Origin of the sequence: Bacteroides sp. MSB163, from assembly GCF_036416795.1 — a bacterium.
Taxonomy (GTDB): domain Bacteria; phylum Bacteroidota; class Bacteroidia; order Bacteroidales; family Bacteroidaceae; genus Bacteroides; species Bacteroides maternus.
Genome location: NZ_CP143867.1, coordinates 4,678,093 through 4,695,808, shown reverse-complemented (window position 1 = coordinate 4,695,808; position 17,716 = coordinate 4,678,093). Strand labels below are relative to the sequence as shown.

Below are 17,716 nucleotides of genomic sequence, written 5' to 3'. Positions count from 1 at the left end.
GGGATACAGTAAAATAAAAATGGCTCTGGTATACGTATCCTTTTAAAGAATACCCGTGCAGTTTGTTTCATTACTCTATGATGGCGACAGCCCCATCGGCACGCAAAATGAAGATGCGGGCTGTCGCTTTCTCTTCTTAATTTCCTAAAATACGCTGAATATGAAAAAGAATGTTTTACTGATACCAGTATGTATACTTTCCTTGGCTTTACTGATGCCGGCAACCGCCCATTGCCAGGGATTTCTGAAGAAACTGAAACAGAAAGTGGAAAATGTAGTTGTTGGCACTGATGAATCCGAAGATAACACGGACCGGGACAGCGAAGAAGGGGAACCGGGAAACGCGACTCCGACTCCCACTGACAGGATTCCTAAGTTGCGCGTCGCCGCTTCATCCTGGGATGAAATGATACAACCCAGCAAGGCAACTACCGCAAAGGCATTGCTGAACGAACTGCCCGCCCTGCCTACCGTAGCCGCCTTGGCGGCTCCTACCGAAGAAGCCCGCGCAAGCTACTACCGCAAGATTGTAGCCGTGGATATGCGTGTGGAAGAACTGGATCAGCAGAACACCTGCTCCGACGAAGAAATGCTTGCCGCCCGCGACAAACTGTATCAGGAACTGGCAGGCGTAATGGGACTGACCGTAGATGAAATGAAACTCCTGGAAGATCCCAACCTGCCCGAAGCGGAAAAGCAACGGCTCATGGAGAAAGCAAAGGAGTCCATGATAACCGGCTCCGAAATGGACAAGCTGACAGCCATGGACGCTGAACTGGAAAAGAGGGAGAAAGCCAAAGGCGGAAAACTGAGCGACGAAGAAATGATGCAGTTCGTATCAGAAAACCCCGATGCACTAAACGACCTGACTGCCGTTGCGGCAAGAAGCATGGAAACTGCATCAAAAGCCCAGGCTATCAACGCCCGGTTCAACAAACTCACCCGGCAACTGCAACAGGTGAGCGAAAAGCAGAAACAACTGGCAAAGCAAAACCAGAGTGTCATCACCAGTTGCGAAAAGATAGCCGATGATTATGAAAAGGAACTGAAGAAAATATACGAACAGATATTCGCCACCGAAGACCGCGGAGAGATAGAGAAACTCTATGCGCAGGCCGACGAACTGATGAAGAACTATCGCACGCGCGCCGCCAAACTGTGGCGGAACAGTCTTCAGGCACAGCTGGATGACGCGAAAGCCCTGTTGCCGGAACTGGAGAGGGTGTATGCGGAGATGGCAAAGGAAGAGATGATTCCCGCCTGCGCCATGAACCGTGCATCCTACAACCTGGTGACCAGTTTCACCGATATCCTCCACAAAGCCTACAGTGATTTTCCTCAGCCCAATGTGCTGCCCGTACAGATGGAACCGATGCTGGAGTTCAAGAAGCATGAGTATCTGTGGTGGCCCGAGAGCGGATTCGCTTCTTCGGTGACGGATTTCATCGCCAACAGCCGCATCATCGTGTACGATGGTGAGGAAAAGGCGAGATATGTTTACGAGAATGGCCGGCGACGGAAGCTGACCGATAAAGATCCGAGGGACTTCCAGCCAAAGACGCCCCGCGTGAAACCGCCATACAACACGTGGACTTCGGAAAGCGGCGTGCGTAAGGTTACTTACACGCGCGACGGTTCGGTTACACTGCACGACGGTACTTCTTTCTATCCCTTGGCATTCCAGCAAGTGGACAACAAACTGGTATGGGTGATAGTGCGGGATAACAGCATCGTGAAATGTACCTACAAGTTGTAACGGCTGTTCTGGTTGCAGCGTGTTTCTTAGGAGGGCACATTGATACTCCGGATTTCCGGCAGATATTCAAAGACAACTGGACGACTGCCGAACACAATGTGGAGAAACAAAGAAAAGTGTGGGATGTCATATTCAATGAATTCGCAATTCCCGCCGACTTGGCGGTAGCGGTGATTTTTCCCGAACAAATACGTTACTCCACTTTGCAGAACGTAATGGAAACGGCAGCCGTCAAAGCGCTCTATGTACAAGGAGGTACACGCATGGCGAACTTCTCCATCGGACGTTTTCAGATGAAACCGTCCTTTGCCGAAGAGGTGGAACGAGAATGGATGCAGACGGACTGGCGGCACGATTACGGAATTTATTTCGACCTGTCGGAAAACGTGGAAGCCCGCCGAGCACGGATACTCCGGCTGGACGATGTGCAATGGCAGTGTATCTATCTGTCGCTGTTCGTGAAACTGCTGTATCGCCGTTGTCCGCAGCTATCCGAGCTGAATGAAGTGGAGCAGGTTCGCTTTTGTGCCACTGCCTACAATGCATCGTTCAAAGGCAGCTATGAGGATATTCAAAGTAAAAGCAGGAAGGCTTTCTTTCATACGGACTTCATAGCGACCTCTTCTACTGCATATTATGTCTATCCGGACATAGCGGTATATTATTACAGAATGAAAATAAGCAAGCAATAAGAAACCATTTAATTTATTATAAATATGAAAAAGATCAGCGCATTTATCACACTTGCCTTCTTCCTGACAATAGGAATACAGGCGCAACAACCGTATTATCCCGCTAAGGAAGGTGTAAGCCTGACTTATGCCGAAAAGAACGGTAAAGGTAAGATAGAAGGATATTCGCAGATGACCGTAACCAAAGTGGAAGTGACGAACGAGCAAAACTTCTGCATCACTACCGCTACTCAGGTAATGGACGATAAGAAAAAGGAGCTCTTCAAGGAACCGATGGTGACGACCGTACACGTGAAGGATGGCGCTGTGAAATTTGACCCTTCCTCCATGGCAGGTAAGATGATGGCAGGAATGAAGATAACCGGAGACAGTTTCACGTTGCCCGCCGATGCATCGGTAGGGACTGTATTGGATGATTACAGCGTCAGTATCAGCATGGGCGCAATCAAAACTACCACAAATTTCACTGACGTGAAAGTGACGGGGAAAGAAACGCTGAACATAGGCGGTAGAAATCTGGAATGCCTGATAGTGGAATGTACGGCTTCATCCAAAGTAATGGGGATGAAGCAAGAAACGACCGAAAAAACGTGGTACACCCCCGGTATAGGCCAGGTGAAAATGGAGATGTATACTAAGAAAGGAAAACTGCAAAGTGCGCAGGAACTGATAGCGGTTACGGGATTATGATAAGTGACATTTAATAGGTGTAGAGAAGAATCAATAGGGAATAACATATAAAAAAGATACATATCATGGTATTTTGTACAAATTGCGGGAACCGGATTCCCGACAACGTGAAGTTCTGTACTTCATGTGGCACATCAGTAGCAGAAGACAGAGCAACTGATCCTTCCGTAGAATCAGTATCGCCACCTGTTCAGCCGTGTGTACAACCGCAATTGCAGGCGGTACAACAACCGGCTCCGGTATATGCCGCACCACCTGCGCAAACCTACAAAGAAGAGCCGATTACCACCGGAGGATATATAGGCATTATGTTTTTGATGCTGATTCCGCTTATCAACCTGATATTACTGATAATTTGGGCATGTGGCGGTTGCCGGAAAGTAAATAAGCGCAACTTTGCACGTGCAATGTTGGTATGGTTGCTCATTACGGGTATACTCGCTACTTTATTTATATTAGTCGGTGGGTTGCTTTTCGGTGATACGATAAATGCAATAAAAGAATTCGGAACAAGCATTACTGATATTAACTAAAAACAATAGGAGGAATAACTATGGCATTCTGTGGTAAATGTGGACAAAAAGTAGAAGAAGGTGTAAAGTTCTGTCCGGCTTGCGGCATACCTTTACAGATAAATACAGATCAATCGGTCAATGAGCCGTCTCCTCAGCCTGTTGCCCAACGGCCGGTACAATCTGTTCAGACAGAGGAACAGGAAACACTGGATCAGGCAACTGCTGCTGCCGATGCCCTGGGCAGTAAACTGGGCAAACTGAATAATACGACTGATAACACAGCCGAATTTGAGAAAAAGGATATAGAAGAAAATAAGGTCATGGCAATACTTGCCTATTTCGGCATTCTGGTTTTCATTCCGATTTTAGCCGCTAAAGAATCCAAGTTCGCCCGTTATCATGCCAACCAAGGATTGATTCTATTCATGGCTTTGGTTGGCTGGAGCATCGCCGACTATATTCTTACTTCCCTTCTGCGCGCCTTCTTGTGGCGAGGTATGGGACTGTGGGAGATATATTCACTCTGCGGTACAATCCTGAATCTGGTATATTTTGTCTTTACAATACTCGCCATCATTGGAATTGTAAATGCATTGAACGAAAAAGCCAAAGAACTTCCCGTTATCGGCAAATATAAAATACTGAAATAGCCATGACAGCCAAAGAAGTTTTTACTAAAACCCTTGTCTTCGGATGGATCAAGCTGGGACTGGGATTACTGAATATCCTGATAGCCATTGTGCTCTTTGCTATCCTGATGGGGATTTCTGTTTTTTTTGCCAGCGAAGGAGTAAGAGCCATCATGTTTTGCATCTGGCTGGTAGCAATAGGAGTGGTGAATTTCATCATCAACCACTACATCGGTTATCTGGTGAAAGCAGGAGATGTGGCGATTATCGCAACAGCATTCAAGACAGGCACCGTACCTACCGACCCTGTAAACACCGGGAAGGCCATGGTTAAGGAACGGTTCGGTACATCCAACGTTTACTTTGCACTGGACAAGCTGATAGCCGGGTCCGTCAAGCAATTGCAGCGAACCCTGGGACGTATCGCTGACAGTTTATTGGGAGCCATTCCCGGTACGGATGGAGTGAAGAGCCTGATGAATATGTTTCTGGATATCTCGTTAGGCTATATAGATGAGTGCTGTTTGGGATACACGTTTAATCATCCTGAACAGAATGCGTATAAATCTGCCGCCGATGGCGTGGTTATTTATGCGCAGAACTGGAAAACCCTGCTGAAGGATGCAACCAAAACAACTTTGATGGTAATTATTTCCATTATAGCTGTAACACTGGTAGCATTTATCATCTTCGGCGGACTGTTCCGATTGTTCGGTTGGAGTGGATTTGTGGCATTTGTTATTTCCCTGTTTCTGGCATGGACAGTGAAATATGCTTTTATCGATAGTTGGATTTTGGTGAAGATGATGAGCAGTTATATGCAAGTGGTACCGAATACGCAAATAACCTTTGACTTGTACAGGAAATTAGGCGGGCTTTCCAAAAAATTCAAGGAACTGTTCAAAAAAGGACAAGATGGTCCGAATGAAGTAACGAAACCTAATTTCTGTCCGTCATGTGGTACCTCACTGAGTCCGGATACAGCATTCTGTGGAAATTGCGGTACTCGATTAGGAGAAGTATGATTATTCTTTGAATGTGTGTTCCTTCCGTTTCATTTCTTCCTTCTCCAGATTCCTCACTGAAGGAATACACATCATTAGAATGGCTGTCAGTACAATAGCAAACCCGCAATAGATAAATATATTGCCTATGCCCAAAGCATCTGCAACGAAACTCGTTACAAACAAACCGAAAATGGAAGGGAACAAACTTATGCTATCGAACAACGAAAACACACGCCCCAGATAAATCGGCTTGAATTGCGTTTGCAATAAAGAAGTAAAGGGACTAGAAAGAAACGGAACAATCAGTCCTTGCATTACTGTCAGTATGGCAAAAAGTACATATCCTGTACTGGGCAACATTCCACAAAGTGCCAATGCCAGACCAAGAATCGCATAAGAGAACGCAATCATCAATATCTTCCTTATCTTAGGGTTCCAGATTCCCAGTAAAGCCCCTCCGGCCAACATGCCCGCCCCGAAAAGCGTCTCTATCAAACTAATCTGATAAGCTGTTCCCGAAAAAGTGTGCAACGTCATCAATGGCATCAGGGCAACCACCGGCATCACAAAGAAAGTAATTAATATCTCCGTAACCATTACCCAACTCACCCCTCTGTTCTGCATAATTACCCGGAATCCATCACGCATATCATTCAATACACTCTTTGCAGAAATATTTTCTTTCTTAGGATTTGGAATATAGACAAAAAGAAGAGCAGTACAAGCGATAATTGCACCTGCCACGTCCAACAACATAACAACACTCATATCAAACGCCAGCAGCAAAACTGCTCCCAACGCCGGACCACCAATATTACAAATAGACTGAATGGCCTGATTAATTCCCGCAATACGGGTCAGTTCCTTTTCCGGTGCCAACAACGGAACGGATGATTTCATTGCAGGCGAGTGAAATGCTCCGCCGATAGAACGAAGCGCCAGCAACACATAGATATGCCATAACTCTATCGTATCCAGATAAAAGAGTAAGGCAATGATACCGGAGCAAAGTGCAACGAAACTGTCTGCGCCAATCATTGTCCATTTCCGGTTCCAACGGTCAACATATACCCCTGCAAAAGCTCCCAATAAGGCTTGTGGCAACAATGCCGCAATCATGGCGAAGGATAAAACTTCGGCAGAACCCGTTTTGAGACTAATCCACAAGACGATAGAAAATTGAGCTATGGAACTACTTAATATGGAAAATAGTTGTCCGCTCCATATTATGATAAACTTTTTCTTCCAATTATTCATGATAAGATCGAAACTATATATAAAAAACAGATAAATCCTTCCTGTTGTTGCATCGATACAGAAGATTTCAGATACTATTTGGTCTAGTTATTGAAAAATATGGCAATTAAAGAAAAAAGGTTCTGAAACTCAATTGTTTTCAGAACCTTATCTTCGTACACCCTCAGGGACTCGAACCCTGGACCCATTGATTAAGAGTCAATTGCTCTACCAGCTGAGCTAAGAGTGCATCGTTTTTCTTATTTGCGGGTGCAAAAGTAGTCCTTTTGTTTTATTCATCCAAGCAAAATAAAATCTTTTTTTCGATGAAAGCGGCTTTTTTTAATCAAACTCATACAGGTCGGAGGGAGTGCTACGCTTTAAAGCGCAGAGTTGCACATCTTTACCTACCAATATACCTTTACTTCTTAATTTCCATTCCACCGTCTTGTAAGCAAGTTCCGGATGATTATTGTCTTTGCTCAAATGGCAAAGCCAGATATATTTCAGATCTTCCGTAATATTTTCAGCTAGGAACTCGGCGGTTGCAATATTGCTCATGTGTCCCGTACGACTAGTAATGCGCTCCTTTAAATACTGCGGATATGTACCCATACGCAGCATTTCATCATCATAGTTAGCTTCCAGTATCAGGTAATTCGCTTTACGGATAAACTTGGCAGCAGTAGGGGTGATTTCACCAAGGTCGGTGAGGAACGAGAATACTTTTCCGTCGATTTCAATGCAATAACCCACATTGTCCGTACCGTCGTGGGGAACTTCGAAAGACTCGATATGAAAATCTTCCAGTACCATCGGCTCTTCTTTCTCCAGATAATGAACGGAAGAGTGAAGCTTCTCCGTCATGCAATAACTTTTGTTGATTCCCTCGTGGATACGCGCAGTTGTGTAGACAGGGATATGCAGTTTCTCACCCAGTCCGCCTACAGCTTTGATATGGTCTGCATGGTCGTGTGTAACGAATACCGCACGTACCGTCTCCATACCGATGCCCACTTCCTTCAATGATTTCTTAATAGTACGTACCGCTATACCAGCGTCAATAAGTATTCCGTATTTTTCAGTGCCTATATAATAGCAGTTGCCACTACTTCCGCTCGCAAGGCTTATAAATTTTACTTTCATTATGTTCTCCTCAATTTAGAAAAAGCCGCCACTTTTATGGCAAAGTGACGGCAAATATACATAAAAAATGAGATATTCAGACCTTGGCTTTCTTCTTTTTGTCGATGGATTCGGTGATTTTGGCAAATACTAACAGTGCCAGTGCGGATATCAGACCGATGGCAGCGAAATAATACCAGATATAATGTGCATTTGCGCTTGCAGCCTCCCATGCTTCACGAGTCTCAAAAAGGACAGGATCAGGACAGTATTTTGTCAACAATACTCCCGCGATACCAAAACCGAAGATGGAAGAGAGGAAGGAATGGAGATGGCTAAATCCAAGATACATACCCTCTTCACCCTTAGGCGCTTGCAGGGAAAAATACTCCAGATAACGCGGTGAAATGAAACACTCTGCCAAAGCCTGTATCACGATACCGGCTATCATCATTAATGTGATATTGCTCATTCCGCTTATCACGTCATTTCCAAGCAGATTACCGCATGCCATCAGCAGAGCCGAGAATGGAATAAGGAACATACCGATATTCATGGAAGTAATAGCCGAACGTTTCGCCATCAAACGCGTCACGAAACTAACGCAGCAAACCACTACAAACGGGTTTACATTAGCTATCCAACCCGGCTTGGCAGTCTCACCCGCCATACGGATTACATATTTAGGCATCGTAGCGTATAATTGTTGCTGCACCATCCAGAATCCCGTTATAATCAGGATAAGAATCAGCAGACGCCAGTTCGTGATGATGCGCAGGAAGCCTTGACCGATTTCACGCATACTTTTTCCTTCTCCTGCCGTATGAGTAGATTTATAGAGCAGAACAACGGAAAGCAATGCCAATATGGTCATCGTGGCAGAGAAATAGTTAATATAGATATAAGCTTGGTCTCCAATAACATTCCGCAACGGGTCAATCACTGTCTTTCCGGTAAATGCACCAATATTCACCATCATATAAAATATGGAATAACCGCGTGCGCGGTTTGCTTCCGTAGTTTCTTTTGCCACCGAAGCTGAAATAATAGATTTGATAAACGATCCACCCACCATGATAACAAACAGCACAGGAACGATTATCCAACGGCTATCGCTATCCGGCAGTCCGGTGAAACGGGTTGCTGTGCCATATTCCACCAAACCGGCAGCTTCCAGCAGGGTAGGGAGAATTCCTAAACCCAAATATCCGACAGACAGCAGCGAAAAAGCAACAATCATGGATTTCCGGAAACCTATCTTATCGGCATAAGCACCCGTGAAGATAGGCAAAAGATAAAGACCACCGGAAAATAAACCGGAAATCATACTCGCTTCAAGGTCGTTGAAGCCTAAAATAGAAGAAAGATAAATGGTGAGAACGATGAAAACGGCATAATATGCCATACGTTCGAACAGTTCGACCGTGTTGCTTACCCAAAAGGCTTTAGTGAACCCTTTAGATACATTTTTGGGTGATTGAGTCATCCTAATATTATGTTGTTAGTGAAAAATTAAGCGCAAAAATACATTTTTATGAAATTATATGCAAATATCTTTCATATTTGCATATTGTAAAAAGGGGAGAACGCTTTGTTTTCTCAATAAGATTCGTATCTTTGTTCTGTAATTTTTCAGCATAAAACTATGACAATAGCAGTTGATTTCGATGGAACTATAGTAGAACATCGCTATCCCCGTATCGGTAAAGAAATTCCTTTTGCAACAGACACTTTAAAACTGTTGCAGCAAGATCAGCACAGGCTCATCTTGTGGAGTGTGCGCGAAGGTGAACTTTTGGAAGAAGCCGTTGCCTGGTGCAAAGAAAGAGGAGTAGAATTCTATGCTGTCAATCGTGATTATCCCGAAGAAAAGCAGCAGGACTGTGGATTCTCCCGTAAACTGAAAGTAGACCTTTTTATTGATGACCGTAATCTGGGTGGATTGCCCGATTGGGGGCTTATCTATCAGATGATTAAAGAACATAAAACGTTCCGGGATATCTATACGCAAGGTAATATTGCTACAGAACAGGACAAGAAGAAGAAGTGGTGGTTTTAGAAAATACCGTCCGGACTTTACCTAACCTATGAAAGTCCGGAACAGTATCTTCATTGAGAAGAAAAAAAAGTGAGATGAAAATGGGTGTATACTACTTATGTCTTTTATGAGTATCTCCATAGCCATAACTATATCCGTAACCATATCCATATTTCTTTTCCGCCAGATTATCGCCATTCACAACCAGAGATATTTGGTTCAGTTGCCCTGACCGTTGTATCTTTACAATTTCAGACAACACATTCTTGTGTGTATAATTCATGCGGCACACATAGAGTGTGAAATCAGTCACTTTGCTTAGGCTCAGTGTATCACTAATCAATCCCACCGGAGCTGAGTCTACAATGATATAATCAAACTGTTGACGGAAATACGTGAATGCTTCTTTCAATCGTGCTCTTTCCAACAGTTCTGCCGGATTGGGAGGGACAGGTCCGGCAGGCGCAACGAATAAATGTTCATGTATACCCGATGGGAAAATTATATCTTCTGGTTTTATCTCATTGTTCGAAAGATAACTGGTCATACCTACATGACTCTTTATTCCGAAGTACTCCGCCAGTCTGGGACGACGGATATCCAAACCTACTACCAGTACCCGGCATCCCAGAAAAGCAAAGGTCAGAGCCAGGTTGATGCTGATGAAACTTTTTCCTTCTCCGCTAATGGTGGAGGTCATCAGAATACATTTTTTGTCACCGTCTTCGGTAAGAAAACGCAGATTGCTTCTCATGCGGCGAAAAGATTCTTCCATGATACCGTTTTGTCCTTCTTCAACGCCACCACCTTCTTTGGTATACGGAATGATTCCCATTACAGGAATTTGTGTACTCTCAACTTCCGCTACCGACACGATTTTAGTACGGAAAATTCTTCCGAACAAAATAACTCCTGCTGTCATTACACATGCCAGAAACAGACTTCCGGCATAGATCATCATACTTCGCGAAGCTATCGGTCTGTCAGCGGATAGGGGAGCATCAATCACTCTTGCCTTGTTCATTGTGGCGGCCAAAGAAATAGCTGCCTGTTCACGCCGTTCAAGCAACATCAGATATAGGTTTGCCTTGATTTGCTGTTGCCGGTCTATGTTATTAAACTCCCTTTCCTGCTTCGGCATATTTCTGATACGGGAGTTGAAATAATCGGTTTTACGCAAAATATCAGTGCGCGCTATGCCGAGTCCGTCTTTTACACCAGCCACAGAACTTACTACATTTCTTCTCAGCGCATCTATGCGAATATCCTGATTAACAATCGTCGGATTATCTGCTTTCATGGTGTTCATCAGCCGCTCACGTTCCAGCAGCTCCTTGTTATATTCGTTAATAAGTTGCACTAGTTCCGTATCGGCAATGCCCGTATTCACTGGTAATAGCGAAAAACGGTGTTTATCATCTGACAAATAGTTATAGATATAGTTAGTCATATTTAGCTGCATCTCCACATCCAGCAACTTTTTTTCGTACTCATTGTTCGTATTCAGATCCAGAGTCATGTTGGTTTTCAAATCGCTCAGACGTTCTTTTTGTTTGTATTGCTCCAGATGCTTTTCTACAAATCCCAGTTCGTTGCTGATACTATCCAAACGTTCTTCCAAAAAGATGAGTGTATTTCCTGTCACCTTATTCTTATCATCCATTGCATCCCGGTTGTAGACTTCAATTAACTTGGCAAGAAAAACTTCCGCACGATTCTTATCCGTATCCTTGAAGGTCAGACTGATGATAGAAGTTTTCTTTGAAGTAGTGGTAACCACCAGTTGACCGGAATAATAGTTCACGGCATCGATAGGACGGCAAATGCTTATCTTTATGGCTTCGGAAAACTGATGTCCGGGCAGTAATCTTAAAGTGCATCGTCCGGCAGGAGTTTCTACAAAGGCAGGGAAACCAGTACAAGTCTCTGTTACACAAATATCGTCCAAGGCGCTACTCACGGCATAACGTTCACCTGCTTTCTCCACTTGTATCAGCAATGTCCCGCTCAATGTATCCATGGATACTTTATCCATAGAAGCAATGATGGGAGGTGTAGTGGTTTCATTATAGAAAAGTCCATCTTTCACCTTGTACTTCGTATGCAGATTCAACTCATTAATCACTTGCAGCAGGATAGAGCGTGAACGCAATATCTCCATTTCATCTTCAATCTGCGTATTTGCAGAGGTGAGGGAAGAAGGAGCGACTTTCTGGAACAACTCATCGATGGCCTTATTGCTTCCTTCCGAATCCTTGATGACAACAGAAGCCGTTGCCTGATAGACAGGAGTGGTTACATGTACATAAATGTATGCGCCGGCAAGTGCTACCACAGCAGCCAGCAGAAACCACCGCCAGTGCGCCAACAGTTTGTAGAAAAGTTCAATCAGGTCTATTTCTTGTTCCTGCATTTGATTAGTGTCTGTATGATTGGTGTTCATATATATAGATTGTGTTAGTTAGTGAATTGTACTTTTTATCGTAAAATATTGACCATTAACCCTGCCAGGGATATGAGTATAGAGGTTATGGAGATCAGAAGATTGGTGGAAGAACCAATGTTGGCATTCTGTTTCTTTGCCTTGTTTGGCTCCACGTAGACGATGTCGTTTTGCCGTAGATAGAAGTCGGGGGAATAGATGATGTTTTCATCATTCAGGTTGATGGTGATAAGTTTTTGTTTGCCGTCTACGGTGCGGATGATGCGTACATTATCCCGCTTCCCGTATATGGTCAGATCACCCGCCATTGCTACAGCTTCAAAGACATTCACCTGTTCGTTATTTACGGTATAGACTCCCGGACGGCTTACTTCTCCAATTACGGAAATCTTATAGTTTACCAACCGGACAGTCACGATGGGACGCTCTTTCAAGTAGCGTTCCAGTTTCTCCACAATCAGTTCAGAAGTTTTCTGAGTGGTCATTCCACCTACTTTCAAGGTGCCGAGTACAGGGAAAACAATCTCGCCCTGATTGTTCACCAGATAGTTTTGCAGGGTAGGTTGTGAAACTAAATTAGTGGAATTGATTCCTGTTTGCGAAGCAGGTACCATTAAATTGAAAGGCAAGGCGGCTTCCGGTTCAGAACAACTGACGGAGATGGTAAGCAAATCTTTAGGCATGATGTGGGCATCATATTCTATAAGAGTGTCCCGGAATCCCTCATTCCGCTTTTGCAAATAGGATACTTGCCTGCTTGATGAACAAGAAGAACAGAGCAGACACAGAAAAGTTGCCGCACATAAGGCAGATATGGTATTTCTCATCATGTATATCCGGCGTCGAAAGTCCCCATACGACACCTATAAATAAAATGAAAGCGTGGGAACTGTTGTCATTATCTGTCAAAGAGGTATCGCCAAACACCCGGATATAGATAATAAAGACAACAGCCCACGCTCTACTATATATTTGGATATACAGCGAGCATGAGCGTTTTGTTGCCTATTATTCTTATATCCATTTGAAATTTGGCGATTTCCTTGACAAGAATAATATGGTAAACGCTTCTAACTATTTAATATATAATCTCTTAGGAGTATATCAGAATATTCCTAAAGGTGTCGCAAAGTTAATGAATAATTTATAAAAGCCAATAACATCGGAAAAAAAATCTCTCTCGTATATATAATATCTCATATAAGGTTAAAGGATATACCAGTTATTATTAAAAGATAATTCTACTTACACCCGGATTATTCTTTAAAGAAGTATTGGATGCATCTAAAAGAAAAGGAGTGCACCGATATAACTTTGATGCACTCCTTGCTATTGGTAAAAAGTAACTCTTTTTTAGAACTTGAAGAAATTCTTAGCGTTATAGTAGCTGATATCTTCAATCATCTGGTTCACGCGGTCCATTTCAGAAGCCGGAATTTCACCATTCTCAATGTCACGGCCAACAAGATTACACAATGTACGGCGGAAATATTCATGACGCGGATAGGAGAGGAATGAACGGGAGTCCGTCAACATACCTACGAAACGGCTCAACAGACCCAGTACGGAAAGAGCATTCATCTGTTTCTCCATACCGTCTTTCTGATCGAGGAACCACCAGCCGGAACCAAACTGTATCTTACCCGGAACCGTACCATCCTGGAAGTTACCCAACATAGTGGCGATAACTTCATTAGCGCACGGATTAAGATTATAAAGAATAGTCTTCGTCAACTTGCCTTCAGAATTCAAGCGATCGAGGAATTTAGACATTGCCTTAGCAGTAGTAAATTCACCGATAGAATCGAAACCGGTATCAGCGCCGAGCAACTTGAACATCTTACTGTTATTGTTACGGATAGCGCCATAGTGGAATTGTTGTGTCCATCCTTTTTCCCAGTCCATTTCACCGAAGATAACCAGCATAGCTGATTTGAATTTCAGGATTTCTTCCTTGGCCAGTTCTGCTCCACCATATACCTTATTAAATATAGCTTTGATTTCAGCATCTGTATAGTCTTCTGCATAGAATTCTTCAATACCGTGGTCGGACAATTTACAGCCTTGTTCAGCAAAGAAGTCATGACGTTTGCGCAAGGCAGCTATCATATCATCGAAATTAGAGATAGCAACACCGCTTACTTCAGCCAGTTTCTCAACGTATGCACGGAAGTCAGAAGGAACTTCTACAGCCATTGCCTTGTCAGGACGCCATGTCGGCAACATCTTGATTTCAAAACCACTTTCGCGTGTTTGAATATGATATTCCAGAGAATCAATAGGATCATCCGTAGTACAAACAGCTTCCACATGATAACGGCGCATCATGCCACGAGCAGAGTATTCCGGTTGAGCCAGCTTCTCATTACACTCGTCATAAATCTCACGGGCAGTCTTCGGGCTCAGGATCTTATCGATACCGAACGCTGTCTTCAACTCCAGGTGTGTCCAGTGATACAAAGGATTACGGAAAGTATAAGGAACGGTTTCAGCCCACTTTTCAAATTTTTCCCAGTCGGAAGTATCCTTACCTGTGCAGAAACGTTCGTCTACACCATTGGTACGCATAGCACGCCATTTGTAATGGTCGCCGCCCAACCAGATTTCAGTCAATGACTTAAACTGATAGTCGTCTGCTACCATTTTAGGGATTAAGTGACAGTGATAATCGATAATCGGCATCTTGGCCGCATGTTCATGATACAACTTCTGTGCGGTTTCTGTCTGCAACAGGAAGTTTTCATCCATAAATTTTTTCATTCTACTGTGTTTTAAGTATATAAAAATATTACTTTCTCTTTTCTATACCTATATAATATTGATTGTAAAGCTAATAGGCAAGATATTGGTTTTTGCTTTTATTAACCGTTATCGAACACAAAAGTAGAAAATTTACTTGGAGAAACAAAATAATTCGTATCTTTGCCGCAAATATTTATAATATTTAAGTTTTAGACATTGAACCTTTAGTGCCTTAAAACGAATGAGACAAAGAATATGGAAAACAAGAACTACACCATTAAAGACATTGCCCGCATGGCGGGTGTTTCTGCCGGAACTGTGGACCGCGTGTTGCACAATCGGGGAGATGTTTCTGCCGCCAGCAGGGAGAAGGTTCAAAAAGTGCTTGATGAGATAGACTACCATCCTAATATGTTTGCTATTGGGCTGGCAGCCAAGAAGCGCTACCGTGTCCTATGTATTATACCTTATTATGTGGAACATGACTATTGGCATTCCGTTGCAGAAGGCATCAACCGTGCCGCACAAGAGTTGCGCCCTTTTAATGTAAGTGTGGACTTTTTGTGCTACCATCATGCCGACCGGCTTTCTTATGAAAAAGCCTGCGCGAAACTCCGTAAGGAAATAGTGGATGCCGTATTGATCGCCCCCAATTTCCGCGAAGAGACGATATCGCTGACATCTTATCTGGAAGGGAAAAAGATACCTTATGCATTTATCGACTTTAATATAGAAGATACCCATGCACTCTGCTATATCGGCCAAGATTCCCGAACAAGTGGGTATATGGCCGCTAAAATCCTGATGCGTAAGTATAGGGAAGGGCAGGAGCTGATATTATTCCTAAATAATAAAAAGAACAGTCCGGCAGAAATACAAATGCAACGACGCATGGACGGTTTCATGAATTTTATTGCACAGGAACATGAGAATCTGGTGGTTCATGATGTAGTACTGAACAAAGAAGATGATGAAGCCAACCGCCGGACATTGGAAGATTTCTTTACCGCACATCCCAAAGCGGTATTAGGAGCCGTCTTTAACTCACGCGTCTACCAGGTGGCAGGATATCTACAGGAAACAGGACACCATTTGGAAGGATTAGTTGGATACGACCTTCTGCCCAAGAACGTGGAGTACCTGAAATCCGGCGAAGTAAATTATCTCATCGGACAACGCCCGGGACTGCAAGGATACTGTGGCGTAAAAGCTCTGTGCGACCATGTCGTATTCAAACGTCCGGTGACCGGTGTAAAGTATATGCCTATCGACATCCTGATGAAAGAAAACATCAATTTCTATTTTGAATTTGAATAAACATCATAATATCAATCACTTTAAAAACGATTTTTAAGCATGAAAGCATTAAACAAACAAACCGCTCCCAAGGCTCAGCGCCCGGAACGTATCATTCAATTCGGTGAAGGAAACTTCTTGCGTGCATTTATCGACTGGATTATTTATAACATGAACGAAAAGACTGATTTCAATAGCAGTGTTGTAGTAGTTCAACCCATCGACAAAGGTATGGTAGACATGCTGAATGCACAGGATGATCTTTATCACGTAAACCTGCAAGGTTTGGACAAAGGAGAAACTGTCAATAGTCTGACAATGATCGACGTTATCAGCCGTGCACTGAATCCTTACACTCAGAACAATGAATTCATGAAGTTGGCCGAGCAACCGGAAATGCGTTTTGTAATCTCCAACACTACGGAAGCCGGTATTGCTTTCGATCCCTCCTGCAAACTGACTGACGCTCCGGCTTCTTCTTATCCGGGCAAACTGACTCAACTGCTGTATCATCGTTTCAAGACATTCAACGGTGATAAGAGCAAAGGTCTGATTATCTTCCCTTGCGAACTTATCTTCCTGAACGGTCACAAACTGAAAGAAACCATCTACCAATACATCGAATTATGGCAATTGGGTGATGAATTCAAGACTTGGTTTGAAGAAGCATGTGGTGTATACGCTACGCTTGTTGACCGTATTGTTCCGGGATTCCCGCGCAAGGATATTGCAGCAATCAAGGAAAAATTACAGTATGATGATAATTTGGTGGTACAGGCTGAAATTTTCCACCTTTGGGTCATCGAAGCACCGCAGGAGATTGCCAAAGAATTCCCTGCTGACAAGGCTGGTTTGAATGTATTGTTCGTTCCTTCCGAAGCACCGTACCACGAAAGAAAAGTAACGTTGCTGAATGGCCCTCACACTGTTCTTTCTCCGGTAGCTTACTTGTCGGGCGTAAACATTGTGCGTGATGCTTGTCAGCATCCGGTTATTGGTCAGTACATCAATAAGGTAATGTTCGATGAATTGATGGAAACATTGAACTTGCCGAAAGATGAGCTGAAGAAGTTTGCGGAAGATGTATTGGAACGTTTCAACAATCCGTTTGTTGACCATGCCGTTACCAGCATTATGCTGAATTCTTTCCCGAAATATGAAACTCGTGACCTGCCCGGCTTGAAGACTTATCTGCAACGCAAAGGTGAATTGCCTAAGGGATTGGTTCTCGGTTTGGCCGCTATCATTACTTATTATAAAGGTGGCGTTCGTGAAGACGGTGCTGAGATCACCCCGAACGACGCTCCGGAAATCATGCAATTGCTGAAAGATCTGTGGGCAACAGGCGATACCCAGAAAGTGACCGAAGGTGTACTTGCTGCAACTTCTATCTGGGGCGAAGATTTGAATAATATCCCGGGACTTACCACTGCTGTGAAGGCTGATCTGGATTCTATCCAGGAAAAAGGTATGCTGGAAACAGTAAAGGGTATTTTTTAATTAATCTATCAAGTATCACAAAGGAGATAGGGCGAGGCAGAGGCTTC

General features: G+C 43.6%; 15 protein-coding genes and 1 tRNA gene. 9 read left to right on the top strand and 7 right to left on the bottom strand.

The window, feature by feature from the left end:
- The first annotated feature begins 160 nt into the window (after nt 1-160).
- From VYM24_RS18025 to VYM24_RS18000, 6 genes are all read left to right on the top strand, one after another.
- Entirely contained in the window at nt 161-1,756 is a 1,596-nt protein-coding gene (locus VYM24_RS18025; protein ID WP_330940558.1) for a GumC domain-containing protein, read from the top strand.
- The gene (locus tag VYM24_RS18020) at nt 1,738-2,448 is read left to right on the top strand and encodes a hypothetical protein (protein WP_291549148.1); all 711 of its coding nucleotides are present in this window, start codon (nt 1,738-1,740) and stop codon (nt 2,446-2,448) included. The genes VYM24_RS18025 and VYM24_RS18020 overlap by 19 nt, the downstream gene beginning before the upstream one ends.
- Nucleotides 2,449-2,472: 24 nt before the next feature.
- The gene (locus tag VYM24_RS18015) at nt 2,473-3,138 is read left to right on the top strand and encodes a TapB family protein (protein ID WP_291549147.1); all 666 of its coding nucleotides are present in this window, start codon (nt 2,473-2,475) and stop codon (nt 3,136-3,138) included.
- A gap of 65 nt (nt 3,139-3,203) precedes the next feature.
- Nucleotides 3,204-3,671: a zinc ribbon domain-containing protein gene (locus VYM24_RS18010; protein WP_291549145.1), complete on the top strand. Its 468-nt coding sequence runs from the start codon at nt 3,204-3,206 to the stop codon at nt 3,669-3,671.
- A gap of 20 nt (nt 3,672-3,691) precedes the next feature.
- The gene (locus VYM24_RS18005) at nt 3,692-4,303 is read left to right on the top strand and encodes a zinc-ribbon domain-containing protein (protein ID WP_330940557.1); all 612 of its coding nucleotides are present in this window, start codon (nt 3,692-3,694) and stop codon (nt 4,301-4,303) included.
- 2 nt (nt 4,304-4,305) lie between these two features.
- Nucleotides 4,306-5,307, top strand: coding sequence for a zinc ribbon domain-containing protein (locus VYM24_RS18000; protein ID WP_330940556.1), 1,002 nt, complete (start codon nt 4,306-4,308; stop codon nt 5,305-5,307).
- On the opposite strand, the gene VYM24_RS17995 is transcribed toward VYM24_RS18000, so the two are convergent.
- From VYM24_RS17995 to VYM24_RS17980, 4 genes are all read right to left on the bottom strand, one after another.
- The gene (locus VYM24_RS17995) at nt 5,308-6,546 is read right to left on the bottom strand and encodes an MFS transporter (RefSeq protein ID WP_330940555.1); all 1,239 of its coding nucleotides are present in this window, start codon (nt 6,544-6,546) and stop codon (nt 5,308-5,310) included. It abuts the gene before it with no gap.
- A 156-nt stretch (nt 6,547-6,702) separates the two neighbouring features.
- Nucleotides 6,703-6,775 (bottom strand) — tRNA-Lys (locus VYM24_RS17990).
- A 92-nt stretch (nt 6,776-6,867) separates the two neighbouring features.
- Nucleotides 6,868-7,671: an MBL fold metallo-hydrolase gene (locus VYM24_RS17985; RefSeq protein WP_330940554.1), complete on the bottom strand. Its 804-nt coding sequence runs from the start codon at nt 7,669-7,671 to the stop codon at nt 6,868-6,870.
- 76 nt (nt 7,672-7,747) lie between these two features.
- Nucleotides 7,748-9,136: an MFS transporter gene (locus VYM24_RS17980; protein WP_291549137.1), complete on the bottom strand. Its 1,389-nt coding sequence runs from the start codon at nt 9,134-9,136 to the stop codon at nt 7,748-7,750.
- Nucleotides 9,137-9,295: 159 nt separating this feature from the next.
- Here VYM24_RS17980 and VYM24_RS17975 point away from each other — a divergent pair, with 159 nt between their 5' ends.
- Nucleotides 9,296-9,709: a BT0820 family HAD-type phosphatase gene (locus VYM24_RS17975; protein WP_227087614.1), complete on the top strand. Its 414-nt coding sequence runs from the start codon at nt 9,296-9,298 to the stop codon at nt 9,707-9,709.
- Nucleotides 9,710-9,800: 91 nt separating this feature from the next.
- On the opposite strand, the gene VYM24_RS17970 is transcribed toward VYM24_RS17975, so the two are convergent.
- The 3 genes from VYM24_RS17970 to uxaC form a co-directional block, all read right to left on the bottom strand.
- Nucleotides 9,801-12,131, bottom strand: a complete 2,331-nt coding sequence (locus tag VYM24_RS17970) for a GumC family protein (RefSeq protein WP_330940553.1) — start codon at nt 12,129-12,131, stop codon at nt 9,801-9,803.
- Between the two features lie 35 nt (nt 12,132-12,166).
- Nucleotides 12,167-12,961 (bottom strand): polysaccharide biosynthesis/export family protein, encoded by a 795-nt coding sequence (locus VYM24_RS17965; protein WP_425286609.1) that lies wholly within the window; start codon nt 12,959-12,961, stop codon nt 12,167-12,169.
- A gap of 523 nt (nt 12,962-13,484) precedes the next feature.
- Nucleotides 13,485-14,891: a glucuronate isomerase gene (gene uxaC / locus VYM24_RS17960; protein WP_299091475.1), complete on the bottom strand. Its 1,407-nt coding sequence runs from the start codon at nt 14,889-14,891 to the stop codon at nt 13,485-13,487.
- 237 nt (nt 14,892-15,128) lie between these two features.
- Between uxaC and VYM24_RS17955 the strand changes: the two genes are divergently transcribed.
- Nucleotides 15,129-16,190: a LacI family DNA-binding transcriptional regulator gene (locus VYM24_RS17955; protein ID WP_291549132.1), complete on the top strand. Its 1,062-nt coding sequence runs from the start codon at nt 15,129-15,131 to the stop codon at nt 16,188-16,190.
- Nucleotides 16,191-16,229: 39 nt separating this feature from the next.
- A complete protein-coding gene (locus VYM24_RS17950) occupies nt 16,230-17,669 on the top strand; it encodes a tagaturonate reductase (protein WP_330940552.1) in 1,440 nt (479 codons plus the stop codon).
- Nucleotides 17,670-17,716: the final 47 nt, after the last annotated feature.

What these genes read in the sequence shown, in the direction of transcription:
- VYM24_RS18025 (WP_330940558.1), top strand. Translation starts at nt 161, where the DNA reads ATGAAAAAGAATGTTTTACTGATACCAGTATGTATACTTTCCTTGGCT.
- VYM24_RS18020 (WP_291549148.1), top strand. Translation starts at nt 1,738, where the DNA reads ATGTACCTACAAGTTGTAACGGCTGTTCTGGTTGCAGCGTGTTTCTTA.
- VYM24_RS18015 (WP_291549147.1), top strand. Translation starts at nt 2,473, where the DNA reads ATGAAAAAGATCAGCGCATTTATCACACTTGCCTTCTTCCTGACAATA.
- VYM24_RS18010 (WP_291549145.1), top strand. Translation starts at nt 3,204, where the DNA reads ATGGTATTTTGTACAAATTGCGGGAACCGGATTCCCGACAACGTGAAG.
- VYM24_RS18005 (WP_330940557.1), top strand. Translation starts at nt 3,692, where the DNA reads ATGGCATTCTGTGGTAAATGTGGACAAAAAGTAGAAGAAGGTGTAAAG.
- VYM24_RS18000 (WP_330940556.1), top strand. Translation starts at nt 4,306, where the DNA reads ATGACAGCCAAAGAAGTTTTTACTAAAACCCTTGTCTTCGGATGGATC.
- VYM24_RS17995 (WP_330940555.1), bottom strand. Translation starts at nt 6,546, where the DNA reads ATGAATAATTGGAAGAAAAAGTTTATCATAATATGGAGCGGACAACTA.
- VYM24_RS17985 (WP_330940554.1), bottom strand. Translation starts at nt 7,671, where the DNA reads ATGAAAGTAAAATTTATAAGCCTTGCGAGCGGAAGTAGTGGCAACTGC.
- VYM24_RS17980 (WP_291549137.1), bottom strand. Translation starts at nt 9,136, where the DNA reads ATGACTCAATCACCCAAAAATGTATCTAAAGGGTTCACTAAAGCCTTT.
- VYM24_RS17975 (WP_227087614.1), top strand. Translation starts at nt 9,296, where the DNA reads ATGACAATAGCAGTTGATTTCGATGGAACTATAGTAGAACATCGCTAT.
- VYM24_RS17970 (WP_330940553.1), bottom strand. Translation starts at nt 12,131, where the DNA reads ATGAACACCAATCATACAGACACTAATCAAATGCAGGAACAAGAAATA.
- VYM24_RS17965 (WP_425286609.1), bottom strand. Translation starts at nt 12,961, where the DNA reads ATGATGAGAAATACCATATCTGCCTTATGTGCGGCAACTTTTCTGTGT.
- uxaC (WP_299091475.1), bottom strand. Translation starts at nt 14,891, where the DNA reads ATGAAAAAATTTATGGATGAAAACTTCCTGTTGCAGACAGAAACCGCA.
- VYM24_RS17955 (WP_291549132.1), top strand. Translation starts at nt 15,129, where the DNA reads ATGGAAAACAAGAACTACACCATTAAAGACATTGCCCGCATGGCGGGT.
- VYM24_RS17950 (WP_330940552.1), top strand. Translation starts at nt 16,230, where the DNA reads ATGAAAGCATTAAACAAACAAACCGCTCCCAAGGCTCAGCGCCCGGAA.